This is a genomic window from Microbacterium sp. AG790, assembly GCF_003634765.1.
Taxonomy (GTDB): Bacteria; Actinomycetota; Actinomycetes; order Actinomycetales; family Microbacteriaceae; genus Microbacterium.
In genome coordinates, this window is sequence record NZ_RBWZ01000010.1 from 123,277 (window position 1) to 146,919 (window position 23,643).

General features: G+C 70.5%; 20 protein-coding genes. 10 read left to right on the top strand and 10 right to left on the bottom strand.

Features of this window, described 5'->3' with window-relative positions; translation table 11 throughout:
• Positions 1 to 34: 34 nt before the first annotated feature.
• Positions 35 to 553 (bottom strand): adenine phosphoribosyltransferase, encoded by a 519-nt coding sequence (locus tag DEU37_RS11700; protein WP_036318781.1) that lies wholly within the window; start codon positions 551 to 553, stop codon positions 35 to 37.
• Between the two features lie 84 nt (positions 554 to 637).
• Here DEU37_RS11700 and DEU37_RS11705 point away from each other — a divergent pair, with 84 nt between their 5' ends.
• Both DEU37_RS11705 and DEU37_RS11710 read left to right on the top strand, forming a co-directional pair.
• Entirely contained in the window at positions 638 to 2,320 is a 1,683-nt protein-coding gene (locus DEU37_RS11705; protein WP_121190924.1) for an alpha-amylase family glycosyl hydrolase, read from the top strand.
• Position 2,321: 1 nt separating this feature from the next.
• On the top strand, positions 2,322 to 3,335 hold the full coding sequence (locus DEU37_RS11710; RefSeq protein WP_121190838.1) for a LacI family DNA-binding transcriptional regulator: 1,014 nt from the start codon (positions 2,322 to 2,324) through the stop codon (positions 3,333 to 3,335).
• Between the two features lie 20 nt (positions 3,336 to 3,355).
• Here DEU37_RS11710 and DEU37_RS11715 read toward each other — a convergent pair whose 3' ends face one another.
• The gene (locus tag DEU37_RS11715) at positions 3,356 to 3,736 is read right to left on the bottom strand and encodes a helix-turn-helix transcriptional regulator (protein WP_220699843.1); all 381 of its coding nucleotides are present in this window, start codon (positions 3,734 to 3,736) and stop codon (positions 3,356 to 3,358) included.
• A 226-nt stretch (positions 3,737 to 3,962) separates the two neighbouring features.
• On the opposite strand from DEU37_RS11715, the gene DEU37_RS11720 reads away from it, so the two are divergent.
• The 4 genes from DEU37_RS11720 to DEU37_RS14895 all read left to right on the top strand — a co-directional run bounded on the left by DEU37_RS11720 (position 3,963) and on the right by DEU37_RS14895 (position 9,293).
• On the top strand, positions 3,963 to 5,711 hold the full coding sequence (locus DEU37_RS11720; RefSeq protein ID WP_121190840.1) for an ABC transporter permease subunit: 1,749 nt from the start codon (positions 3,963 to 3,965) through the stop codon (positions 5,709 to 5,711).
• A 65-nt stretch (positions 5,712 to 5,776) separates the two neighbouring features.
• A complete protein-coding gene (locus DEU37_RS11725) occupies positions 5,777 to 7,159 on the top strand; it encodes a nitrate/sulfonate/bicarbonate ABC transporter ATP-binding protein (RefSeq protein WP_121190841.1) in 1,383 nt (460 codons plus the stop codon).
• A gap of 20 nt (positions 7,160 to 7,179) precedes the next feature.
• On the top strand, positions 7,180 to 8,403 hold the full coding sequence (locus DEU37_RS11730) for an amidohydrolase (protein WP_121190842.1): 1,224 nt from the start codon (positions 7,180 to 7,182) through the stop codon (positions 8,401 to 8,403).
• On the top strand, positions 8,400 to 9,293 hold the full coding sequence (locus DEU37_RS14895; protein ID WP_183043677.1) for a hypothetical protein: 894 nt from the start codon (positions 8,400 to 8,402) through the stop codon (positions 9,291 to 9,293). Before DEU37_RS11730 ends, DEU37_RS14895 begins: the two co-directional genes overlap by 4 nt.
• Positions 9,294 to 9,379: 86 nt before the next feature.
• Here the strand turns inward: DEU37_RS14895 and DEU37_RS11740 are convergent, their stop codons facing one another.
• Positions 9,380 to 10,480 (bottom strand): VanZ family protein, encoded by a 1,101-nt coding sequence (locus DEU37_RS11740; protein ID WP_121190843.1) that lies wholly within the window; start codon positions 10,478 to 10,480, stop codon positions 9,380 to 9,382.
• 72 nt (positions 10,481 to 10,552) lie between these two features.
• On the opposite strand from DEU37_RS11740, the gene DEU37_RS11745 reads away from it, so the two are divergent.
• The 3 genes from DEU37_RS11745 to sufU all read left to right on the top strand — a co-directional run bounded on the left by DEU37_RS11745 (position 10,553) and on the right by sufU (position 14,423).
• A complete protein-coding gene (locus DEU37_RS11745) occupies positions 10,553 to 12,607 on the top strand; it encodes an APC family permease (protein WP_121190844.1) in 2,055 nt (684 codons plus the stop codon).
• Positions 12,608 to 12,670: 63 nt separating this feature from the next.
• A complete protein-coding gene (locus DEU37_RS11750; RefSeq protein WP_183043678.1) occupies positions 12,671 to 13,960 on the top strand; it encodes a SufS family cysteine desulfurase in 1,290 nt (429 codons plus the stop codon).
• Between the two features lies 1 nt (position 13,961).
• The gene (sufU, locus tag DEU37_RS11755) at positions 13,962 to 14,423 is read left to right on the top strand and encodes a Fe-S cluster assembly sulfur transfer protein SufU (RefSeq protein ID WP_121190846.1); all 462 of its coding nucleotides are present in this window, start codon (positions 13,962 to 13,964) and stop codon (positions 14,421 to 14,423) included.
• 50 nt (positions 14,424 to 14,473) lie between these two features.
• Here sufU and DEU37_RS11760 read toward each other — a convergent pair whose 3' ends face one another.
• From DEU37_RS11760 to DEU37_RS11770, 3 genes are read right to left on the bottom strand one after another with little or no spacing between them, the layout of a single operon-like run.
• On the bottom strand, positions 14,474 to 15,271 hold the full coding sequence (locus DEU37_RS11760) for an alpha/beta fold hydrolase (RefSeq protein WP_121190847.1): 798 nt from the start codon (positions 15,269 to 15,271) through the stop codon (positions 14,474 to 14,476).
• 47 nt (positions 15,272 to 15,318) lie between these two features.
• A complete protein-coding gene (locus tag DEU37_RS11765) occupies positions 15,319 to 15,621 on the bottom strand; it encodes a DUF427 domain-containing protein (RefSeq protein ID WP_121190848.1) in 303 nt (100 codons plus the stop codon).
• Positions 15,618 to 17,135, bottom strand: coding sequence for an MATE family efflux transporter (locus DEU37_RS11770; protein ID WP_121190849.1), 1,518 nt, complete (start codon positions 17,133 to 17,135; stop codon positions 15,618 to 15,620). Before DEU37_RS11770 ends, DEU37_RS11765 begins: the two co-directional genes overlap by 4 nt.
• A gap of 142 nt (positions 17,136 to 17,277) precedes the next feature.
• On the opposite strand from DEU37_RS11770, the gene DEU37_RS11775 reads away from it, so the two are divergent.
• Positions 17,278 to 18,198, top strand: a complete 921-nt coding sequence (locus tag DEU37_RS11775) for a DUF808 domain-containing protein (RefSeq protein ID WP_121190850.1) — start codon at positions 17,278 to 17,280, stop codon at positions 18,196 to 18,198.
• A 107-nt stretch (positions 18,199 to 18,305) separates the two neighbouring features.
• Here the strand turns inward: DEU37_RS11775 and DEU37_RS11780 are convergent, their stop codons facing one another.
• The 4 genes from DEU37_RS11780 to DEU37_RS11795 all read right to left on the bottom strand — a co-directional run bounded on the left by DEU37_RS11780 (position 18,306) and on the right by DEU37_RS11795 (position 23,634).
• Positions 18,306 to 19,208, bottom strand: coding sequence for an SDR family oxidoreductase (locus DEU37_RS11780; protein WP_121190851.1), 903 nt, complete (start codon positions 19,206 to 19,208; stop codon positions 18,306 to 18,308).
• 126 nt (positions 19,209 to 19,334) lie between these two features.
• Entirely contained in the window at positions 19,335 to 20,759 is a 1,425-nt protein-coding gene (locus tag DEU37_RS11785) for an MFS transporter (RefSeq protein ID WP_121190852.1), read from the bottom strand.
• A gap of 107 nt (positions 20,760 to 20,866) precedes the next feature.
• On the bottom strand, positions 20,867 to 22,156 hold the full coding sequence (locus DEU37_RS11790) for an MFS transporter (protein WP_121190853.1): 1,290 nt from the start codon (positions 22,154 to 22,156) through the stop codon (positions 20,867 to 20,869).
• Between the two features lie 44 nt (positions 22,157 to 22,200).
• Positions 22,201 to 23,634 carry an aldehyde dehydrogenase family protein gene (locus DEU37_RS11795; protein WP_121190854.1) on the bottom strand — a complete coding sequence of 478 codons (1,434 nt, stop codon included), beginning with the start codon at positions 23,632 to 23,634 and terminating at the stop codon, positions 22,201 to 22,203.
• Positions 23,635 to 23,643: the final 9 nt, after the last annotated feature.

A 23,643-nucleotide genomic window follows, 5' to 3' on the forward strand; every position in this document is an offset into this window, starting at 1 on the left:
CCGGCGTCCGCAAGATGCTCACCGATGCCGCGACCTAGACCCGAAAGACGGAATGGACCGGGCCGCACACCGCGCGCCCCTGAAGCTCGACGAGCTCCATCAGCACCGCCGTCCCCGCCAACTGCAGGCCGAGCTCGTCGAGCAGGTGCTGGCCCGCGCGCAGGGTGCCGCCCGTGGCGAGGATGTCGTCGACCAGCAGCACGCGCGTTCCGGCTGCGAGGTCGTCGCTCATCTCGATCTCGGCCGTGCCGTACTCGAGGGCATACGACACGGATGCCGCGGGCCGCGGCAGCTTGCCCGCCTTGCGGATCGGGGCCATGCCCACACCCGCCGCGATCGCGACGGCGCCGGCCAGCATGAACCCACGCGCCTCGACGCCTGCGACGACATCGAACTGCCCGACGAACGGTTCGATCACGGCATCCACGACGGTGCGCAGCGCCCGCGCGTCGGCGAGCAGCGGGGAGATGTCGCGGAACAGCACGCCCGGCTGCGGGAAGTCGGGGATGCCGGCGATGAGCGATTCGGCGTGGGCAAGGGCCTCGGAAGTCACCGGTCAAGGCTAGTCGCCGCCGGACGCGACCCGATCCGGATGCTCGCCCGCCATGTGCGCAAGCGCTTGCGCTACGCTGATGCCATGACGTCGCAGTTGACCTTCTCCCTCCCCGACATCGGCGAGAGCCGCCCCGGCGCCGAATGGTGGCGCACCGCGGTGATCTACCAGATCTACCCGCGCTCCTTCGCCGACGCCTCCGGCGATGGCATCGGTGACCTCCCCGGCGTGACGGCGCATCTCGACGACCTGCGCGCCCTGGGCGTTGACGCCGTGTGGCTGAGCCCCTTCTACCGCTCTCCGCAGAAGGATGCCGGGTATGACGTCGCCGACTACTGCGACGTCGACCCCCTGTTCGGCACGCTCGCCGACTTCGACGAGATGCTCGCCGGCGCGCACGATCGCGGCATCCGCGTGATCGTCGACCTCGTGCCCAATCACAGCTCCGACCGCCACGTCTGGTTCCAGGAGGCGCTGGCCGCAGCCCCCGGCAGTGCCGCGCGCGCCCGCTACCTCTTCCGCGATGGCAAGGGCGAGAACGGCGAACTGCCGCCGAACAACTGGGAGTCGGTCTTCGGCGGTCCGGCGTGGACCCGCGTCACCGAGGCCGACGGCACGCCGGGGCAGTGGTACCTGCACCTGTTCGACACGAGCCAGCCCGACTTCGACTGGTCGAACCCCGAGGTGCAGGAGGAGTTCCGCGGCATCCTGCGGTTCTGGCTCGACCGCGGCGTCGACGGCTTCCGCGTCGATGTCGCGCACGGCCTCGTCAAGACCGACGGTCTGCCCGACCACCTTCCCGCGGTGGATGCCGACAGCATGGGCGGCTCCGACGACGACGTGCCGTACTGGGGTCAGGAGGGCGTGCACGAGATCTACCGCGACTGGCACCGCGTGCTCGCCGCATACGACGGCGACCGTGCGCTCTGCGCCGAAGCGTGGCTTCCCACCGTCGACCGCACCGCCGAGTGGGTGCGCTCCGACGAGATGCACCAGGCGTTCAACTTCCCGTACCTCATGACGGAGTGGGATGCCGCGGCCATCCGCGAGGTCATCTCCGAGTCCCTGCGGGCGTTTCCCGCCGTCGGCGCCCCGGCCACCTGGGTGCTGTCGAACCACGACGTCGTGCGCCACGCATCGCGGCTCGCGCTGACCGCCGAGAACCCGCAGGGCCACGGCATCGGTCCCGACTCCCCCGGCCAGCCGATTCCCGAGGTGGGGCTGCGTCGCGCCCGCGCCGCGACGACCGTGATGCTCGCCCTTCCCGGCTCCGCATACCTCTACCAGGGCGAGGAGCTCGGCCTTCCCGAGGTCATCACGCTGCCGCCCGCGTCTCGGCAGGATCCGACCTGGTTCCGTACCGACGGCGAGCGCTACGGCCGCGACGGGTGCCGGGTGCCGATCCCGTGGACCGCGGATGCCGCCGCCTACGGCTTCAGCCCGACGGGCCAGTCGTGGCTGCCGCAGCCGGCCGAATGGGCCACGCTCGCCCGCGACGCGCAGGAGTCCGACCCCGACTCCACGCTGTGGCTGTACCGCACGCTGCTGGCGACCCGCCGCGCCGAGGGGCTCGGAGCGGCGACGCTGGAGTGGCTCGACGGCTACGGCGACGACGCGATCGCGTTCCGGTCCGGTCGCGTCACCGTGCTCGCCAACGCGGGCTCGACGCCGGTGACGCTGCCCTCGGGCACCGTGCTGGTGGCGAGCGCACCGTTCGACGGCACGGAACTGCCCATCGACGTCGCGGTATGGATGGTCGCGGACTGACGTGACCGGCATCGAGGAGGTCGCGCGCGCCGCCGGCGTCTCGACGGCGACGGTGTCGCGCGCCCTCAGCGGACGGGGGCGCCTGTCGGAGGCGACGCGCGAGCGTGTGCGCGCGGCGGCCGCCGAGCTCGGCTACGTCGTCTCGGCCGCGGCATCCACCCTCGCCTCCGGGCGCGCCGAGAACATCGGGGTGATCGTTCCGCTTCTGGATCGGTGGTTCTTCGCGACGGTGCTCGACGGCATCGCCGCGCAGCTCGCGCCGCGCGGCTACGACATGACGCTGTACAACTTGACCGACGACCCGGAGCAGCGCCGGAACCTGTTCGAGACCTCGCTGCGCCGACGGCGCGTCGACGGCCTCATCGTGCTGTCGGTCGAGCTCAGCGCCGACGAGCGACGTCAGCTCGGGGCGCTGCCCGTTCCCGTCGTCGGGCTCGGCGTCCCGCACGCCGACGTCGCCGGGCTGCGCGTCGACGACACGGCCGTGGGGCGCCTCGCGACCGCGCACCTGCTCGGACTCGGCCACCGCGACATCGTGCACCTCGGGTGGAGCCTCGCCGACGACGCGGGCGAGACCCTCGACATCCCCACCCGGCGGCGCCGCGGATTCGCCCAGGCGATGCGGGATGCCGGTGTCGCCGAGCCCCGTTTCGTCGCGGCCGACTTCACCGTCGAGGGCGCGCGCCGCGTGTCCCGCGAGCTGCTGTCCGGCCCCGACGCGCCCACCGCGATCTTCGCCGCATCCGACGAGATGGCGTTCGGCGTGCTGGCGGCGGCGCGCGAACTCGGCGTCGAGGTGCCCGGCCGGCTGTCGGTCATCGGCGTCGACGGGCACGAGCTGGCGGAACTGTTCGCGCTGACGACGATCGAGCAGTTCCCGCACGCGCAGGGCGAGCGCGCCGGACAGGCGGTGCTCGCGGCCTTGGGCGTCGAGGATGCGCCAGCCGGCCCGGCATCCCTGCCCTTCGAGCTCGTGGTCCGCGGCTCGACGGCGCCGCCGCGCGTGACCCGGTAGCGGCGAGGCCGTTCCCGCGGTCAGGCGGGAACGAAGCGCGGACGCCGCGGCGGCCGGCGCGGGTCGGGGGCTTGGGCGAGCGTGCCGTCGGGGGCGATATGGGCGAGCATCTGATCCACGATCGCGATGATGTGCACGTCATCGACGCGATAGAGCTGACGCCGGCCCTCGCGACGGGCCGACACGACACCAGCCGCACGGAGTTTCGCGAGCTGCTGACTGGTCGCCGCAATCTGCGCGCCCGTCCGCGCAGCGAGGGTGGTGACGTCGGTCTCGTCACGGGACAGCAACCACACCAGGTGCAGCCGCCCGGGCACCGACAGCAGGTCGAAGGTGGCGGATGCCGCCGCCAGCTGGTCTTCGCTGGGTCCGTTCTCGGGCGTCGATGACGACGGGAGCATCGGAAACCTTTCGTTCATTTGCGCAAGTGATTGAATGAGACATATGCTACCCGAGGCCTTCCGGCAGGGGGCCGCCGTCCCGAGTCGAGGAGGTGAGACGGCCATGAGTTCTGATTCCGACCATCGCCATCGTCGTCACCCCGCGCTCGCGGCATCCGCGTGATCTCCGACTGACCCGTTCCGGTCCTCGACAGGCACCGCCGCGCGCCCGACCCGGAGAACCCCCATGTCGATCCTGCGTCCCTTCGCCGGTGCGGCCTCCGCCGTCACCGCCCCTGCCCGCACCCGCCTCGCCGCCGACGCGGTGGTGCTCGTCGCCTTCGCCGCCCTGCTGTGGGCCGTCGTCGACCTGTCACACGGCGTCCTGGTGCCGTTCGACCCAAACCGCGACGTCGCCGGTGTGTCGACCGACCTCACGAACCTTCCCTACGACGCGGCACGCTCGCTGCTGCGCATGTTCGTGGGCCTGGCGCTGTCGCTCGTCTTCACCTTCGTCTACGCGACGGCCGCGGCACGTTCGCGTCGGGCCGAGAAGGTGCTCATCCCGATCCTCGACATCCTGCAGTCCGTGCCGGTGCTCGCGTTCCTCTCGGTCACGCTCTCGGTGTGGCTCGTGCTGTTCCCGAACTCCGAACTGGGCGTCGAGTGCGCGTCGGTGTTCGCGATCTTCACGAGCCAGGCCTGGAACATGACCTTCGCGTTCTACGGCGCGCTCACGAGCCAGCCGCGTGAGCTCGACGAAGCCGCCCGCCTCCTGCGGCTGAGCCGCTGGCAACGGTTCTGGAAGCTCGACGTGCCGAGCGGCATGATCCCGCTCGTCTGGAACGGCATGATGAGCTTCGGCGGAGCGTGGTTCTTCCTCGTGGCGAGCGAAGTCATCTCGGTCAACAACCACACCTACGCGCTGCCGGGCATCGGATCCTTCGTGGCGTCGGCGACCGCGGACGAGAACATCCCGGCGCTGCTCGCGGCGATCGTCACGATGGTCATCATGGTCATGGGCGTGAACACGCTGTTCTGGAGCCCGCTGACCGCGTGGGCCGAGCGTTTCCGCATGGGCGACACGGCCCCGGCATCCGCCCCGCGCTCGGTCGTGCTCGATGTCCTGCGTCACTCGGGGCTTCCCGGACTGCTCGGTCGCGCCCTGCGGCCGCTAGGCGAGGGGATCGACCGCGCGATGCGCGTGTTCGGCGTCGCCGACGTGCCGTTGAGCGTCGACCGGGGGCGGCGCCGGATCGGCGACGTGGTCTTCGGCGTCGCGGTCACGGTGCTCGTCGTCTGGGGCGGCGTGGTGATGCTGCGCTCGATCTCGTCCTCGATCGGGCTCGACGAGTTCGCCGTCGCCGCGGGCCTCGGACTCATCACGTTCGCACGCGTGCTCGTGCTCGTCATCGTCGGAACCCTCGTCTGGGTGCCCGTCGGCGTCTGGATCGGGATGAACCCCCGCGTCACGCGGTTCGCGCAGCCCATCGTGCAGGTGCTCGCGAGCTTCCCGGCAAACTTCCTGTTCCCGTTCGTCACGCTCCTGCTGATCCAGACGGGCATCTCGCTGGACGTCGGCGGCATCTTCCTCATGGCGCTGGGCGCGCAGTGGTACATCCTGTTCAACGTCATCGCCGGCGCCTCAGCGATTCCGGGCGATCTGCGTGAGGCCTCCACCCACCTCGGGCTCAGCCGGTGGCTGCGCTGGCGCACCGTGCTCCTCCCGGCGGTGTTCTCCGCGTGGGTCACCGGCGGGATCGCGGCGGCCGGCGGGGCCTGGAACGCCTCGATCGTCGCCGAAGTCGTGACCTACGGCAGCACGACGCTGACGGCGACGGGCCTCGGCTCGTACATCGCCCAGGCGACCGCCACCGGCGACACGGCCCGTACCTACGTCGGCGTCATCGTCATGAGCGTCTTCGTCGTCGCCCTCAACCGCGCGCTGTGGCGTCCGCTGTACCGCCTCGCCCAGACCCGCTTCCAGCTCGCCTGACCCGCGGCATCCGCCGCCGCACCCACACCCGAACGAAACCACGATCCTTTCAAGGAGGTGCCGCCATGGCACGCACGCTCACCCGGACCACCGCCGCACAGACCGGCACCGGTCCGATCATCGAACTGGACCGCGTCACCAAGACCTACCCCGTCGGACGCGGCGCCGCCGACTTCACCGTGCTCGACGAGATCACCCTCACCCTCCACGAGGGCGAGGTCGTCGCACTCCTCGGCAAGTCGGGCTCGGGCAAGTCGACCCTGCTGCGCATGATCGCCGGGCTCATCGCGCCCACCGCCGGCGAGGTCCGCTGCCGCGGCGAGCGCCTGCGCGGTGCGAACCCCGCCGTCGGCATGGTGTTCCAGTCGTTCGCGCTCATGCCGTGGCTGACCGTGCTCGACAACGTCGAGCTGGGCCTGCAGGCCCGCGGCGTCGGCCGCGACGAGCGCCGCGCCCGCGCGCTCGAGGCGATCGACGTGATCGGTCTCGACGGCTTCGAGTCGGCGTATCCGCGAGAGCTCTCCGGCGGCATGCGCCAGCGCGTCGGCTTCGCACGGGCGCTCGTGCTGCGCCCGGACGTGCTGCTGATGGACGAGCCATTCTCGGCGCTGGACGTGCTGACGGCGGAGAACCTGCGCAGCGAGGTCATCTCGCTCTGGTCGCAGCCCGACTTCCCGACGCGGACGGTGTGCATCGTCACCCACAACATCGAGGAGGCCGTGCTCATGGCCGACCGCGTCATCGTGCTCGGCTCGAACCCCGGTCACCTCGTCGGCGAGGTCGCCGTGTCGATGCCGCGTCCTCGCGATCGACGCAGCCCCGCATTCGACGAGACGGTCGCACGCCTGTACGCCCTGCTCACCGGCGACGGCGGCGGGGATGCCGCGGCGACGAACGCGGTGGCGGCGCGCACGCCCGCGACCTGGCCGCTGCCGGCCGCGTCGGTCGGCGGGCTCGCGGGTCTGATCGAGATCGTCCACGCCCACAACGGGCAGACCGACCTGCCCGACCTCGCCGACGAGCTGTCGTTCGAGGTCGACGATCTGCTGCCGCTCGTGGATGCCGCGAGCATGCTGCGGCTGCTCGATGTGGAGGGCGCTCAGGCGTTTCTGACCGATGAGGGCCGTGCGTGGGTCACCGCCGACATCGACGCCTCCAAGGAACTGTTCGCGCGCCTGTGCCTGCAGCACGCCCCGCTCGTGCACACCGTGGTCGCGGCACTGGAGAACAGCGACGACGGGGCGCTGCGCGACGACTTCTTCCTCGATCTGCTGCGACGGGGTTTCACGGATGCCGAGGCCCGCCGTCAGCTGGACATCGCCATCCAGTGGGGGCGCTACGGCGAACTGTTCGACTACGACGCGGACTCGGGCGAGCTCGTGCTGGGAGAGCTGGCGCGCGCGGCATCCGCCCACCTTCGCGGCGCCTCCCCGCAACCGCCGGCGTAGTCCCGCGTACTCTCGATGGCATGAGCATCGACCTCGAAGCCCTCTACATCGACCTGCACCGCCACCCGGAACTGTCGTTCCAGGAGACCCGCACCGCGGGTGTCATCACCCGCGAACTCGCCGCTCTCGGGCTCGACTACATCGAGGGGCTCGGCACCACCGGCGTCGCCACGAGCGTCACCGGCACCGCCGCCGGCGACGGCCCGGTGGTGTGGCTGCGGGCCGACATGGACGGGCTCCCGGTCGGCGAGCAGACCGGCCTCGCCTACGCCAGCACCGCCCGCGGCATCGACCCGGCCGGCACCGACGTCCCCGTCATGCACGCGTGCGGCCACGACATGCACGTGACCGCCCTGCTCGGCGCGCTGGAGCGGCTCGTCGCCACCCGTGACGAGTGGGCGGGCACGGTCGTCGCCGTCTTCCAGCCCGCGGAGGAGTACGGCGCGGGCGCGCAGGCGATGATCGCCGACGGCGTGCTCGACCGGTTCCCGAAGCCCGACATCGTGCTCGGCCAGCACCTGACGCCGCTTCCTGCCGGCACGATCGGCGTGCGCCCCGGAACGCAGATGGCGGCCTCGGACGGACTCACCGTGCGCCTGCTCGGCCGCGGCGGCCACGGTTCGCGCCCGCACGCCACGATCGACCCCGTCGTCATGGCCGCGGCCACAGTCATGCGCCTGCAGACCGTCGTGTCCCGCGAGATCGACCCTCGGGAGATGGCCGTCGTCACGGTCGGCTCGATCCACGCGGGACTGAAGAACAACATCATCCCCGCCGAGGCGAAGCTCGAGCTGAGCCTGCGCTACCCCGACGACGAGGCGCGGGCCGACGTCCTGGCCCGCGTGGAGCGCATCGTGCGAGCGGAGGCCGCGGCATCCGGAGCGGAGCAGGAGCCGGTCATCACGACCGACCACTCCCTGCCGCCGACGATCAACGACCACGACGCCACCGCGCGCCTCAGCGCCGCATGGGACCGCGCCTTCGGCGAGGGGACGGTCGTCGACCCCGGCATGTTCACCGGCAGCGAGGACGTCTCGTGGTTCGCGCGCGAAGCCGGCGTACCGCTCGTCTACTGGTTCTGGGGCGGCCTCGACCCGCAGCAGTTCGCGGATGCCGTTGCGCGAGGCACCGTCAACGAGGACATCCCCACCAACCACTCGCCGTTCTTCGCTCCGATCCTGCACCCCACGATCGAGCGGGGTGTGGACGCGCTCGTCGTCGCGGCGCGGGAGTTCCTGGGATGAGCCTCGAGGATCTGTTCGGCCCGCAGCCCGACGAGCCGGAACGCCCGGCGGGGCGCGAGGCGCGCGAGCCGCGGCCTCCGCGCGAGCAGAAGCCGCCGCGCGAGCCCCGGCCTCCGCGCGAACCCCGGCCTCCGCGCGAGCCGCGCACCCCGGGAGGCGGTGGCGGTTCACGCACGACGCTGGTTCTCGGCATCGTCGCCGGTGTGCTGGCGGTGGCCGTCATCGCCGTGGTCGGCTTCGCTCTGACGCGGCCGTCCGATTCGGCGCAGCCGGCCACATCGGCGCCGGCGGTGTCGACGGACGATGCGTCGGTCCCGGCATCCACCCCGGCCCCGACACCGAGCCCGACGTCGACCGCCGCAGCCACGGGTGTGGCGTTCTCCGCCACCGGCTTCACACTCACGGCCGGTACCGGTCAGCCCTTCACCTACCGGTGGGCCGACGAGCCGACCGCCGCCGTCGCGGCGCTCACCGCGGCCTTCGGGGCGCCGCCGACGCAGCGCACGCAGGCCGGCAACGGCTCGACGCTGCCGGATTACACCGTGTACGCGTGGAACGGATTCTCGTTGTTCGAGATGGTCCCCACCGCGACGCTGACCCGGGCCGACTTCTCGCAGCCCGCGTACGCGCTGTTCACCGCGAACGAGGTGGGCGGAGTTCCGGTCACGGCGGAGTTCGGCCTGAAGATCGGGATGAGCGCGGCCGAGGTGCGGGCCCTCACACCCGCTCCCGCGAGCGAGACGCCGCGCCCCTCGGGCAGCATCCGCTTCGCCTTCGACCCGCAGCGTTCGTCGTTCAAGAACGGCACGCCCTCCTACAGCGTGTTCGCCGACACCGACGGGGCCGACGGGCCGGTCGGGACGATCCTGTACTTCTACGCTCCGCAGTAAGTCGCAGCCGCGGATCGGACGGGCGCCCTTCCGCTCGGTTCACAACTCCGGAGATTCGACGCCGCCAGCAGCCGGCGCCCGGCCGTTCACCCGTTTCGGGACGACTTCTCCGGAGTTGTGAACACCGTCCCGCCGTCACCCACCGCGGCAGCCGGCTCCCGCGCGTCGACGAGCCGCTGCCCGCTCAGCAGTCCGGGCAGCCCGCGGCCGTCGCGCGTCGTGAACACGAGCACGACGGATGCCGCGGCGAACACGAACTGCACGAACGTCCAGGGCGCCGGCACGAGCCCCAACAGCAGATAGCCGCCGATGCCGGCGACGAACCGCAGCGGCCGCGCCACCGCGGCCGGCAGCGGCCCGCCGCGGTAGCGCAGTTCGACGGCCAGGTCACCGGGCGTGCGGCCGGTGGCGAGCACGACGACGGCCCAGATCGCGATCGGCGTCACCGTCAGGGCGAATCGGCCGGCGGCACCGTCCAGGACCGCGGCGTGGTCGCGGACGACGTACTCGAGGAACACCTGCACGGCGACGGCCGTGCCGTATCCGACGAGCACGACGCCGAGCAGGTCGCAGAACATGGCGAGAAGGCGGCGTCCGCGGGTGACCGGATGCGGGCGGGCCCCGGCATCCGTCGATCGACGCGCCCACCACCGTCGGGGGACGATCAGCGCGACGAGCGAGCCGAGCACCGCGCCGAGCGTGTTGGTGAGCATGTCATCGACGTCGAACACCCGGTACGCGCACGGGTACAGTCCCCATGCGCCCGTGAGCTGGGTGGTCTCGATGGTGAGCGACACCAGCAGACCCGTCACGAACGCGACGAGGATGCCGCGACCGCCCAGCACACGGAGGAAGAAGCCGAGCGGCAGGAACAGCAGCACGTTCAGCGCCAGTTGCAGCACGGCGAAATCGGTGAGGCTGCGGGCGCCGCGGAGGTCGTCGACGAAGGCCCAGATGTTCAGGTTCACCCCCGCGCAGGTGTAATTCTCGGCGTCGGGCAGGGGAAGCAGCGTGTACGTCCAGATGGCCCAGAAGTAGACCAGCGCGGCGGCCCACAGCAGAAACCGTCCGACGGTGAGCCGTCCGCGGCGACGGTAGCTGACCGCGACGAAAGGCACAAACAGCACGATTCCGACGACGAACCCGATGCCCAGCGCCATGACGGCGGAGTAGACCTCATTCCCCATGGGTCGATCCTTGCAGTCTCGCGGCGTCATTCTCACGCTCGCCGGGATTGCGCGGCGACACGCGACCGCGTAATGTCGCCCGCCGTGACAGACGACAGTCGCGGCCCCGGCGAAGAGACGCCGATCGCCAAGCGCATCCTCATCGGCGAGCCCCTCACGAGCGAAGAACTCGAAGGACAGCTGCTGCCCAAGAAGATGGCGCTGCCGATCTTCGCCTCCGACGCGCTCTCCTCTGTGGCCTATGCGCCGCAGGAGCTGCTGATGATCCTCCTGATCGGCGGGACGGCCTTCCTCGCGCTCAGCCCCTGGGTGGCCGCGGCGGTCGTGGCGCTGCTGATCGTGGTAGTGCTGAGCTACCGGCAGCTCATCAAGGCGTACCCCTCGGGCGGCGGCGACTACGAGGTCGCCCGCACGAACCTCGGCGAGAAGGCCGGCGTCGTGGTCGCGGCGGCGCTGCTGGTCGACTACATCCTGACCGTGGCCGTGTCGGTCGCCTCGGGTGTCGACAACATCATCTCCGCGCTGCCGAACCTCGACCCCTGGCGCGTCGAGCTCGCGGTCGGCTTCGTCATCCTCATCATCCTCGTGAACCTCCGCGGTGTGCGCGAAGCGTCGACAGCCTTCGCGATCCCGACCTACCTGTTCATCGGCTCGGTCATGCTCATGATCGGCACGGGTCTCGTCCGGTGGATGCTGGGCGACGCACCGATCGCGGAGAGCGCCCAGTTCGCGGTGCAGGCCGAGGATCTCAGCCAGGCCGCGCTCATCCTGCTCGTGCTGCGCGCATTCTCCAGCGGCTGTTCCGCACTCACCGGTGTCGAGGCCGTGTCCAACGGCGTTCCGGCGTTCCGTCAGCCGAAGATCCGCAACGCGCAGACGACGCTCGTTCTCATGGGTTCGATCGCCATCACGATGTTCGCGGGCCTCACGGTCCTCGCTCTCGTCGCCGGCGTGCACTACTCGGAGGATCCGTGCCGGCTGATCGGCTTCAACTGCGAGGCGCTCGTGCAGCCGAGCCTCATGGCGCAGGTGGCGGCCGCGACGTTCGGCAACGGCAGCATCCTGTTCTTCGTGGTTCAGGCCGCGACCGCCGCGGTCCTCCTCCTGGCCGCCAACACGGCCTTCAACGGCTTCCCGCTGCTGGGCTCGGTCCTCGCGCGCGACGGCTACGCGCCGAAGGCGCTGAACACGCGCGGCGACCGGCTCGTGTACTCCAACGGCATGATCATCCTGGGTCTGGCCGCGGTGCTCGTGCTCGTGATCTTCCAGGCCAAGCTGACGACGCTGATCCAGCTGTACATCATCGGCGTCTTCGTCTCCTTCTCGCTCGGCCAGCTCGGCATGGTCAAGCACTGGCGCCGCGAGCTGCGCCTGCTCTCTCCGAAGGCGGCGAAGGCGCGGCGTGAGGCGATCTCCGGTCTGTTCATCAATGCGCTCGGAGCGACCTTCACGATCGTGGTGCTCGTGATCGTCACGATCACGAAGTTCACCCACGGCGCCTACCTCGTCTTCATCGCGATCCCGCTGCTGTCGTTCCTCATGGTCGGTGTGCACCGCTACTACCGCGACGTCTCGCACGAGATCGCCATGGACGACGACGTGCACTACGGCTCGACCGGAGATGTGGCGCTCGTGCTGGTGGGCACGCTGCAGAAGCCCACGGCGAAGGCGATCGACTATGCCCTCTCAGGCAGGCACGACAAGACGTTGGCGGTGCACGTCGCGGTCACGGCGGAAGAAGCCCGCGACGTGCAGGAGGACTGGAAGTTCCACAACATGCCGGTCCCGCTCGTCGTGATCGAGTCGCCCTACCGCCATTACGCGGCCCCGATCGCCCAGTTCATCACGAAGTATCGCGAAAAGCACGGCAGCGCCGTCGTCACGGTCTACATGCCGCAGTACATCGTCGGTCACTGGTGGGAGACCTTCCTGCACAACCGCCGGGCGCGCCGCATCGCACAGCAGCTCATGCTCGTGCACGGCGTGCAGATCACGCTGGTGCCGTGGCTGCTCGACTCGTCGGAGCTGATCTACGGCCGCCGCTCCCGCCCGCTCCTCGGCGATGACCGTCGTGACGGCCGACTGCCGAGCTACGGACTGGTCGCGCACACCGAAGACGAGGGCTGACGGCATCCGAGGCGGCTCCGTCGCGCCGGAGCCGGGTGGGATGCCGGGGCGTAGCCTAGATGGGTGACTTCCGCGACCGCGTCCCCCGTTTCCGCCGTGTCTGCGGCGACCCCGGCGCCCGCCGCGCCCCTCGACGCCGCCGCACTCAAAGCGGACTTCCCGATCCTCGGCGAGCAGGTCAACGGGCACCCCCTCGCCTATCTCGACTCCGCGGCCACCAGTCAGAAGCCTCTGGCGGTACTCGATGCCGAGCGCGACTTCCTCACGCACGCGAACGCCGCCGTGCACCGCGGCGCGCACACGCTGGCCGCCGAGGCGACGGAGCTGTTCGAAGACGCGCGAGCCACCGTCGCCGGGTTCGTCGGCGCGCAGCCCGAGCAGCTCGTCTGGACGAGCGGCGCCACGATGGGCCTCAACCTCGTCGCATACTCCATCGGGAATGCGCGCCTCGTGGGACCGGGTGACGAAATCGTCACGACCGCGATCGAGCACCACGCGAACCTCATTCCGTGGCAGGAGCTCGCGGCCCGCACCGGCGCCGTACTGCGCCATATTCCGGCGCACGACGACGGCACGCTCGACATGGATGCCGCGGCATCCCTCATCACCGAGCGCACCCGGGTCGTCGCCTTCACGCATGTCTCGAACGTTCTCGGCATCGTGAACCCCGTCGCCGAGCTCATCGCCCTCGCGCAGGGCGTCGGCGCGATCACGGTGATGGACGCGTGCCAATCCGCGCCGCACCTGCCTCTCGACCTGCCCGCTCTCGGCGTCGATCTGGCGGTGTTCAGCAGTCACAAGATGCTCGGCCCGTACGGCGTCGGCGGCCTGTATGGGCGCACGCCGGTGCTCGAGTCGCTGCCGCCGTTCCTCACGGGCGGATCGATGATCACCACCGTGACGCTCGACCGCGCCGAGTACCTGCCGCCGCCACAGCGCTTCGAGGCGGGCACCCAGCCGGTCGGCCCCGCGATCGGCCTGGCTGCGGCTGTGCGCTACCTCGACGCCGTCGGGCTGGATCGCATTCATGCCCACGAGGGCATGCTTGCCGATCGCATGCGCGCGGGACTCGCAGAGATTCCCGGCATCCGTCTGCTCGGCGACGCCGCCGGCGTCGAGCGCGTGGGGCTGTGGTCGTTCGACGTCGACGGCGTGCACGCCCATGACGCGGGCCAGTTCCTCGACGCGCGGGGCATCGCCGTCCGCGTCGGCCACCACTGCGCCGCGCCCCTGCACACGCGCTACGGCGTCACGGCCAGCGTTCGCGCGAGCACCGCCCTGTACAACACCACCGACGACGTCGACCGTCTCATCGAGGCCGTCGCCGGCATCCGCCCCTACTTCGGAGTCTGACATGAGCGATCTCGACGCCCTCTACCGTGAGCTGATCCTCGATCACTCCAAGCATCCGCAGCACTTCGGTCTCACCGACGAGGGCGACGCGCCCGCAAAGGTCGGCACGATCGGCACCTCGCACCAGAAGAACCCCGTCTGCGGCGACGAGATCACGCTGCGCGCCCGCGTCGACGGCGAGACGATCGCCGACGTGCGATGGGAGGGCCGCGGCTGCTCGATCTCGCAGGCCTCGGCATCCATGCTCGCCGACCTCGTCGCCGAAGAGGGGCTCAGCCGGGCCGAGGCCCTGCAGCTGATCGAGGGGTTCCGTGAGGCGCTGCGCTCGCGCGGCACGATCGAGCTCGACGAGGAGGTCTACGGCGACGCCGCGGCCCTGTCGGGCGTCTCGAAGTTCTCGGCGCGCGTGAAGTGCGCGATGCTCGCCTGGGTCGCCCTCGAAGACGCCATCGCCAAGGCCTGACCCCCCTCCCCTCCCCGGGGCGGATGCCGAGCCGCTAAGGGGTGGGGGGCTTACGAACCCAGGAACTCGAGGGCGGCGCTGCGGAAGACCCGCGAACCCGGCGCGTTGAAGTGGTGGCGGTCGGGGATCTCGACGAAACGGCCCTGGGGGCAGACGGCGGCGAGCGCCTTCGAACCCTCGATGATGCCGTCGAGCGATCCCGTCGCGAACATCACCGGCTGCTGCGGCGCGTGAGCCGGGTCGGGATCGACGGTCTTCGACGACCGCATGCCCTCGGCGATGGCGAGGAGCGCCCGCAGGTCGTTGCCCGGCACCCGCTCGGTGAGCGCGATGTAGTTCTGCGTGACGCGGTCGGTCACGGGGGTGCCGTCGGCAATGAGCGCGCGCACCTGATCGAGGTCGAGGCGCGCGAGCGGGATGCCGTCGGGAACTCCGCCGAGCACGGCCCGCGGGATGCAGGGCGCGATGTCCTGCACGACCTCCCACCCCACGCGGGCGCCGAGCGAATAGCCGACGTAGAACGCCTCGTCGACGAGGTAGGTGTCGAGCATCGTCTCGACGTCACCGGCGAGCTGGCGGATGTCGTAGGCGCGAGGCTCGTGCGGCTTGTCGCTGGCTCCGTGGCCGCGCTGGTCGAGCGCGAGCACCCGATAGCCGGCGGCGGTGAGATCGCGCACCCATCCCGTCGCGACCCAGTTGTCCTTCGTGCTCGAGGCGAACCCGTGCACGACGACGACGGTCGGCGCGTCCTCGTCACCCCACGAGTACGTCGCGATGCGGTAGCCGTCGCCGACCATGAGGTACTGCGGGTCGGGCATCTGCGTGAGGTTCTGAAGCGGCGCGGTCACGGCTTCTATCCTGCCGTCGATTCGGCGCGTGCGGTCGCCGCCGCGAGTCAGTCCTCGACGCGGACTTCCTTCCAGAACGCGACGTAGCCCGAGAAGTCCTTGCCGACGCGCGCGATGCCGCTCTCGTAGGGCTCAGGATACGACCAGGCACGGTCGGCCAGCACCTCGTCGCCGGAGCGCACGGAGTAGTACTGGCACTCGCCCTTCCACGGGCAGGTGTAGGGCGTGGGGCTCTCCTGCAGGAGGTCCCAGTTCACGCTCGACGGCGGGAAGTACCAGTTTCCTTCGATGGAGATCAGGTCATCGCGGTCGGCTTCGGCCACCGTGACATCACCCAGAACAGCTTTCATCGCGTCCTCCGCTTCGCTCGCATCCCACCCTTCCACCGACGCACGCGGCCCGCAACGAGGTCGGCGGCCGGCTGCTGCGGAAGCGGGATGGGCTGGGTGACCACGGCATCCACGACCATCGACCCGTCGGTGGGGCCGATGACGGCGATCGGGGTGGTGAGGGTCGGTTCGGCGGGGTCGACCGGCATGCGCTCCAGTGCGCGGTGGGCGCGCAGGTACGCGGGGATGAGGATGACGCTGGCGCCGACCCAGGCCAGCGGGTTGCTCCAGACGACGCCGACGAACCCGAAGATGTGGCCGAGCACGACCGCCGCGCCCACGCGCATCGCCAGCTCGACGAGCCCGGTCACCGTCGGGATGACGGTGCTGCCGAGACCCTGCAGCGTGCCGCGCAGGATGAACAGCACGCCCAGCGCCGTGTAGCTCGCGCCGTTGATGAGCAGCATGAGCGCGGCCAACCGCACGACGGTGTCGCTGCCGTCGCCGACGAACAGGCGCACGAGCGGCGCGCCGAACGTGATGAGCAGTGCGCCGAGCACGACAGCGGCGATCAGCGCCATCCAGATCGCCTGCCCGACGCCGCGACGGATGCGATCCGGGCGGCGCGCCCCCAGGTTCTGGGCGGCGTACATGGATGCCGCGAGCCCGAGAGACTGCAGGAGCGCCACGGCCAGGCCGTCCACGCGGGAAGCCGTCGTGTAGGCGGCGACCGCATCGGCGCCCAGGGTGTTCAGCGCGACCTGCACCGTCAGGGTGCCGATGGCGATGATCGACGCCTGGAACCCCATGGGCAGGCCGAGTCGCAGGTGCTCGACGAGATCGGCTCGCGTGATGCGCCAGTCGGCGCGCTGCACGTGGAGGACGGGCAGCCGACGGCGGACGTAGACGAGGCAGAGGATCACCGACAGCGCCTGCGAGACGACGGTCGCCAGTGCCGCTCCGGCCACGCCCAGTCCGAACGGCCCGACCATGAGGATGACGAGCACCACGTTGAGTCCGCAGGCGATCGTGAGGAACACCAGCGGCGTGCGCGAGTCGCCGATCGCCCGGATGATCGCGGAGAGGTAGTTGAAGCCCATGATGGCACCGGCACCGAGGAAGCTGACCTGGGCGAACACCGTCGCCTCGTCCATCAGCTCCGGAGGCGTCTGCAGCAGGTGCAGGGCGGGTCCGGCCAGCAGCGGCGCGCCCACGGTGAGCACGATCGTCGTGATCGCGGTGAGAATCGTGCCCGCCGCCACCGAGCGGCGCACCGCCGTGACGTCGCGGGCGCCGAAGGCCTGCGCCGTGGGGATCGCGAATCCGCTCGTCAGGCCCCAGGCGAACCCGAGCAGCAGGAACAGCAGGCTTCCGGTCGCGCCGACGGCCGCGAGTGCATCGACACCGAGATGGCGCCCGACGACGATCGCGTCGACGAACTGATACAGCTGCTGCACGACGTTGCCGATGAGCAGGGGCACCGCGAACGCGAGGATGACGCGCCAGGGGCTACCGGTGGTGAGAGAACGTGACATACGACCGGGTTCGAGACGGGGGCGGAAACGGCGAAAGGCGCTCCTCACGGGAGCGCCGGATTCCAGGCTATCGAATCGATTCGAGGAGCGCAAGGATCGGCATCCGTCGGTCGGGCGCGACGCGCCCGGTACTGTTGCTGGCATGTCCGTAGGTCTGCTTGCCGTCGTCGATGACATCCTCAGCGCGGCGCTGAAGGCATCGGCCAAGTCCGCCGGAGTGGTGATCGACGATGCCGCCGTCACCCCGCAGTACGTGCAGGGGCTCTCTCCCGCACGGGAGCTTCCGGTCGTGGGTCGCATCGCCCTCGGGTCGCTCGCGAACAAGTTCCTGATCATCATCCCGATCGCGATGCTGCTCACCGCCTTCGCGCCCGAGGTGCTGCCGTGGCTGCTCATCGTCGGCGGCGGATACCTGTGCTTCGAGGGCGCCGAGAAGGTGCTCGAGTGGTTCGGCTTCCACCACGGCGGCCACGACGACGAGGGCGGGCGCGACGAGAAGCGACTGGTCATGGGCGCGATCCGCACCGACCTGATCCTGTCGACCGAGATCATGCTGATTGGCCTGTCGAACGTCGATCCCGACCTGGACTTCTGGCTGCGCCTGGCCGTGCTCGCGGTCATCGCACTCTCGATGACCGCGCTGGTCTACGGCGCCGTCGCCCTGCTCGTGAAGATCGATGACATCGGCCTGAAGATGGCCAAGAGCGGTTCGGTGCGCGTGCGTCACACCGGCACGCGCATCGTGCGGTCGATGCCCGCCGTCTTCCGCGTCATCTCGATCGTCGGCACCGTGGCGATGCTGTGGGTGGGCGGTCATCTCGTGCTCGCGAACCTCGGCGAGGTCGGCTGGCACGCCCCGGTCGAACTCCTGCACGCCGTCGAGCACGCGCTCGAGCCGCTCGGCCCGGTCATCGTGTGGATCGGCGACACGGCCGTGTCCGCGGTCGCGGGACTGTGCGTCGGGCTCGTGATCGTCGGCATCGCGCTCGTGATCGGCAAGGCGTTCGGTCGCAACCTGAGCTTCAGCGAGGGGCACCGCGCGCGCCACGGCGAGACCGACTGACGGCGACGGCCCCGCGGTCGAGAAACCACTTTCGCCCCGAGAAATCCTCGGCGCCGTGGTTTCTCGCGCCGGATATGGTTTCTCGCGTGTGGGCGCGGCGGCGCGGCCTAGGGCTGGTCGCGGTGGGTGCGGTGGGTGCGGTCGTACGCGCGCACGCTCTCGCGCTCCGCGCGCCACTGCTCGTCCGACCACGAGGCACGCTCGCTCAGTCCCGGCATCCGCACGAGGTGATCACCCCCGTCGATCGCGATGGTCTGGCCGGTGAGGTAGTCGACCCCAGGACTCACGAGGAACGCGGCAAGGTTCGCCAGCTCGGTCATACGCCCGTTGCGCCCCATCGGGTTGCCGGAGTTCGCGCCGCCTTCCTCGAGGGCCGGCTCGCCCGATCGCAGATGCGCCTGCACGCCCTCGGTCGGAAACGCGCCCGGCGCGATGGCGTTGAGCCGGATGCCGCGCGGCGCCCATTCGACGGCGAGCGAGCGCGTCATCATCTCGATCCCGGCCTTCGACATCGCCGACGGCACGGTGTAGGGCGCCGCTCCGTCGATCCACGATGCCAAGATCGACACGACCGAGGCGGCGAGACCGTCGCGCAGCCACCGTCGCCCGCACGCCGCAGTGACGAGGAAGCCGCCGCGCAAGACGATGCGCGAGATCGCATCGAACCCGCCGGGGGTGAGGTCCTCCGTCCGGCTGAGGAAGTTGCCGGCCGCGTTGTTGACGAGAGCCGACAGCGGTCCGTCGGCCCAGATCGTGTCGAGCATCGCGTCGATCTCCTCAGGCGAGCGGATGTCGCACGCCACCGCGGTGATGGCGCCGCCGTGGCGATCGCGGAGGTCGTCCGCGGCGTCCTCGAGCACCGCGCGGCGGCGTCCGCAGATGACCACGTCGGCGCCGAGCAGGAGGAAGGCCTCGGCCATGACGAGCCCGAGCCCGATTCCGCCGCCGGTCACCAGAATGCGCTGGTCCGCCAAGAGGCCCGGTCGGTACAGCAGGTCGTTCTCGTTCACGGGTCGTGCTCCTTCGTCTGGCGGGGTTTCGTGTTCCGGGATGGTGCGATCGATGTGGTGGGTGGAACCGCGCGCGGGCCCGGATCGGGTCTCGAGCCCGCGCGCGGAGGGGATGCCGAGAAGAGATCACTCCGCCCGGACGGGTGTGAGGGCCCCGACGGGAGCCGCCGCGGCTTCGTCCGCCCGCTCGCGCAGGAGGGCGCGGCGCGCCTCGCGAATGCCCATCCGCGGCCCGAAGACCGCGCCGATCGACATCGCGATGCAGTTCGCGGCGAGGTAGACGAACAGGCCCTCCGTGGCGAAGGCGGCGATGATGACGCCGATGAGCAGCGAGTTCACGATGCCGCCGAGACGGCCGATGCCGTTCGCGAAGCCCGTGCCCTGACCGCGGATCGCGACGGGGAAGATCTCCGGCATGTAGGCGAAGACCGTCGTCGTGATGCCGTTGTGGATGAAGCTCGCCGCGAACCCGACCGTCAACAGCACCGGGACGCTGTCGACGAAACCGATGACCAGGTAGCAGACCGCCAGCACCACGGCGGCGATCGTGATCACCCACTTCCGCTCGAACCGGTCGATGATCGTGCTCGATAGCAGCGCACCGAGCACCGTCGCGAACGACATCACGAAGAGGAATGAGTACGCCTCCTGCGTGGGATAGCCCCGCTCGATCAGAACGACCGGGAACCAGGCGATGAGTCCGTAGTTGAGCACCGTCGCCATGAGGAACAGGAAGCTCGCGACGATGGTCCTGCCGACGACCGAACGCCGGAACAGGTCCGAGAACGCACCGCGGGCGGCAGGCTGCGCATCCATCACCACCGGCTCCGGAAGCGCGCCGTGCCGGCTCTCGTACTCGGCCTCGAATACGCGCATCTGCGCGTCGGCCCGCTCGCCCTGACCGCGTGTGGCGAGCCACCGCGGCGACTCGGGCAGGAACTTCAGCGCGAGCAGGGCGAACACGAAACCGCCCGATCCCACCAGGAAGATGATGTGCCAGTTGCCCGTCGGCATCACCAGCAGGGCGAGGAACGACATCGCCGGGCCGCTGAGCCCCGCGATGCCGTAGGTCATCGCCATCATCCGTCCGCGCAGGGGCTTGGGAAACATCTCGGAGATCATCACGAAGATGCCGCCGCTGGTCGCGCCGATCCCGACGCCGGTGACCATCCGCGCGATGCCGAGGAATTCGGGCCCGGTGGCGAGCGCCGAGAGGAGCGAGCCGACGGAGAAGATGAACACCGCCGTGATGAGAGTGGGACGCCGACCGATGCGGTCAGCGACCCGGCCTCCGACCATCGCGCCGATCGCCATGCCGACGAACGTCGTCGACGTCAGAACCCCGAGGGCCTCGATCGACAGCCCCCACTGGGCGCGGATGGCGGGCGCGACGGTGGCGAGGGTGCCGATGTCGATGAGGTCGAAGATGAACAGGGCGATGAGGATGACGAGCGCCCGGATGTGGCTGCGCGTCAGGCGCGGGATGCGATCCATCCGCGCGCTGATGAGATCCGAGGTGTTGGTCTGAGCAGGTGTCCGCGATGAACTCATGTGAATGACTCCTTTGTCTGTGCGGTGTCCGCCTCCGCGACGGGCGGGGTGCGCGGACGGCCGCGGTTCACGTGGTGCGCGCGGTGCTGCGCGCGGGATTGCGTACCTCAGCCGAGCTCCGGTCGCCCCGGCGCTCCCGGCTCGAGCCCTCCTCTCCTTCGACTCCACCCGTCGGCGCGTCGGGCGCGCGCGACGACGGCAAGGGCAAACAGGACGATCGCGATGGCGACCGCGTACGCGGCGCCGAAGCCCGCGTGTTCCGCGACGAGACCGCTGACGAGCGGCCCGAAGATCGCCGCGATGTCGCTGGCGACCCAGAAGATGCCGACGCCCCGTCCCGACCGCCCGAAGCGAGAGTCGCCGAGCAACGCGGTCCCGACGGAGGCGACCGCGCCGCCGGCCAGACCCAGGAGGACGAAGGCAACGAGCACGACGGTCACGTCACCCGTCGCCCCGAGGAGCGCGAGCCCCACCGCGGCGAGCGCGAGGGCGGCGACGAGCGGCCGCACGCGACCGCTGTGGTCGGAGAGCACCCCGGCCGCGCCGGAGCCGATCAGCTGCGCCACCGCCCCGGCCGACAGCAGCAGCCCGATGAGACCCACGGCATAGCCGATGCCGGCGAGCTGCAGAGGCACGGTGGTCGTCCGCATCCCGTAGAACACCCATCCGCCCACGACCTGGCACATCACCGCGGCGACGAAGAGCCGGTCCGCGGCGAGCGCCCCGAGCAGTCGCGACCCCGCAGCCGCGCTCGCCCGCTCGGCCGCGCCGCCCGCCAACGCCGACTCGGGCGCCACGACGGCCCGCGCCGCCGTGATGTGACGCGCGCTTCGGAGCAGGACGAGCGCGGCGAGGGATGCCACGGCCAGCGCGCCCCCGTAGACGAGCAGCGGCAGGCGGGGATCGACGACCGCGAACAGACCTCCGACGGCGGGTCCGGACACCGTGCCCAGGGCGGTGGCGCCGGCGAACACGCTCATCGCCCGGCCGCGTGCGTGCGACGGGGCGAGGGCGAGCAGCAGCGCGGACGAGGCGATCGTGAACGCCGCGCTGCCCGCCCCGCTCAGCGACCGGAAGACGATGAACCCGGTGTAGTCGGTCGCCGCCGCGGCGACGACGCTGCAGCCCGCCTGGAAGATCAGCCCCACCCAGAGGACGGTGCGCAGTCGCACGCCGCCGAGGAACACCGTGAAGCCGAGGTTCGTTACGAGGCGCGCGACCGCGAACCCGCTGATCGCAAGGCTCATCAGTGTCGTGCCGGCACCGAACTCGATGCCGAGCGCGGGGAGCGACGGGCCGATCACTCCGAAGCCGAGGGTGACGACGAAGCCGATGAACGACACGGTCAGGATCTCTCGTGGCATCCGACGCTCGCCGCCGCCCTCACCGCCGGGCACCGGTCAGTCCTTCGGATTTCGATGCACGGTCACGGGTGTCGCGGTCAGCCGCGCGGCGGCGACTGGATGACCTGGAGTTCGGTGAAGCCGTACAGACCCCAGGGCCCGTTCTCGACGCCGATGCCGCTCCACTTGTGACCACCGAAGGGCAGGTGCGGCAGGACCGCGCCGCCGTGGCTGTTGATGGACACCTGACCGCTGTCGATGCTCCCGGCGACCGCGTACGCCTCGTCGAGGTCGCTCCCCCAGACCGACGCGGTCAGGGCGTACATGCTGGCGTTGGCCCGACCGACGGCATCCTCGACCGACGAATACGACACCACCGGCAGCGCGGGACCGAACTGCTCCTCGTCGACGATGCGGATGCCGTCGTCGATGCGGTCGAGGATCGTCGGCTCGAAGAAGTAGCCCGGGCGGTCGATACGTCGACCGCCCGCCGCCGCACGTGCGCCGTTGCTCAGCGCGTCCGCGACCAGCTCGGAGACACGGTTGTACTGCGGCAGGTTGTTGATGGGCCCGAGCTGCGCGCCCTCGACCGTGCCCTCGTCGACGCGCACACCGCGTGCGATCTCGGCGAGTGCCTCGACGAGCTCCGCGTGCACGCTCTCGTGGGCGTAGACCCGCTTGGCCGCGAGGCAGATCTGTCCGTTGTTGCCGAAGGCCCCCCAGAACAGCGACGGCGCGATGGCGGCGACATCCGTTCCCGGCAGCACGATGGCCGGATCGTTCCCGCCGAGCTCCAGCGTCAGCCTCTTCAGATCGTCGGCCGCGGCGGCCGCGACCCTCTTGCCGGTCGCGGTCGAGCCCGTGAAGGAGATCTTGCGCGGAACGGGATGCGCCGACATCGACGCTCCGAGCGGATCGACGCCGCTGACCACGTTCAGCACGCCCGCCGGAAGCACGTCCCGCAGGACGGCGCCCAGCGCGAGGGTGGTGAGCGGCGTGAACGGTGACGGCTTGATCACCATCGTGTTCCCCGCGAGCAGTGCCGGCGCGATCTTCCACATCGCCAGCACGATGGGGAAGTTCCAGGGGGTGATCGCTGCCACGACACCGAGCGGACGACGCAGCACCTCGGCGTAGCCGTTGTCGTCGTCCTGGACGATCTCCTTCGGGATCTCCAGTTCGGCGTAGTAGCGCAGCCAGTAGGTCGCCGTGCCGATCTCGCTGAGAGCGTCGCTGAGCGGCTTGCCCTGCTCGGCCGTGAGGATGCCGGCCAAGGTCGGCGCCGCCGCGTCGATCGCGTCGGCCGCGGCGCGCAGAGCGACGCGCCGTCCCTGCTCGTCCTTGCGCCAGGTCAGCTGGGCGGTGTTCGCCGCGGCGAACGCGTCGTCGAGTTGCGCGGCGGTGATGTTCGGCGCGACGGCGAACGGCTCACCCGTCGCGGGGTTGATGACCTCGAAGCTGTCGGCCGTAGTCACCTCGCGTCCGCCGATGGTGACGGAGGCGAGCTCGAGCTGCGGAAGGAGGAGTGACATGGTTGTTCC

What these genes read in the sequence shown, in the direction of transcription:
- DEU37_RS11705 (WP_121190924.1), top strand. Translation starts at nt 638, where the DNA reads ATGACGTCGCAGTTGACCTTCTCCCTCCCCGACATCGGCGAGAGCCGC.
- DEU37_RS11715 (WP_220699843.1), bottom strand. Translation starts at nt 3,736, where the DNA reads ATGCTCCCGTCGTCATCGACGCCCGAGAACGGACCCAGCGAAGACCAG.
- DEU37_RS11720 (WP_121190840.1), top strand. Translation starts at nt 3,963, where the DNA reads ATGTCGATCCTGCGTCCCTTCGCCGGTGCGGCCTCCGCCGTCACCGCC.
- DEU37_RS11725 (WP_121190841.1), top strand. Translation starts at nt 5,777, where the DNA reads ATGGCACGCACGCTCACCCGGACCACCGCCGCACAGACCGGCACCGGT.
- DEU37_RS11730 (WP_121190842.1), top strand. Translation starts at nt 7,180, where the DNA reads ATGAGCATCGACCTCGAAGCCCTCTACATCGACCTGCACCGCCACCCG.
- DEU37_RS14895 (WP_183043677.1), top strand. Translation starts at nt 8,400, where the DNA reads ATGAGCCTCGAGGATCTGTTCGGCCCGCAGCCCGACGAGCCGGAACGC.
- DEU37_RS11740 (WP_121190843.1), bottom strand. Translation starts at nt 10,480, where the DNA reads ATGGGGAATGAGGTCTACTCCGCCGTCATGGCGCTGGGCATCGGGTTC.
- DEU37_RS11745 (WP_121190844.1), top strand. Translation starts at nt 10,553, where the DNA reads ATGTCGCCCGCCGTGACAGACGACAGTCGCGGCCCCGGCGAAGAGACG.
- sufU (WP_121190846.1), top strand. Translation starts at nt 13,962, where the DNA reads ATGAGCGATCTCGACGCCCTCTACCGTGAGCTGATCCTCGATCACTCC.
- DEU37_RS11765 (WP_121190848.1), bottom strand. Translation starts at nt 15,621, where the DNA reads ATGAAAGCTGTTCTGGGTGATGTCACGGTGGCCGAAGCCGACCGCGAT.
- DEU37_RS11770 (WP_121190849.1), bottom strand. Translation starts at nt 17,135, where the DNA reads ATGTCACGTTCTCTCACCACCGGTAGCCCCTGGCGCGTCATCCTCGCG.
- DEU37_RS11775 (WP_121190850.1), top strand. Translation starts at nt 17,278, where the DNA reads ATGTCCGTAGGTCTGCTTGCCGTCGTCGATGACATCCTCAGCGCGGCG.
- DEU37_RS11785 (WP_121190852.1), bottom strand. Translation starts at nt 20,759, where the DNA reads ATGAGTTCATCGCGGACACCTGCTCAGACCAACACCTCGGATCTCATC.
- DEU37_RS11795 (WP_121190854.1), bottom strand. Translation starts at nt 23,634, where the DNA reads ATGTCACTCCTCCTTCCGCAGCTCGAGCTCGCCTCCGTCACCATCGGC.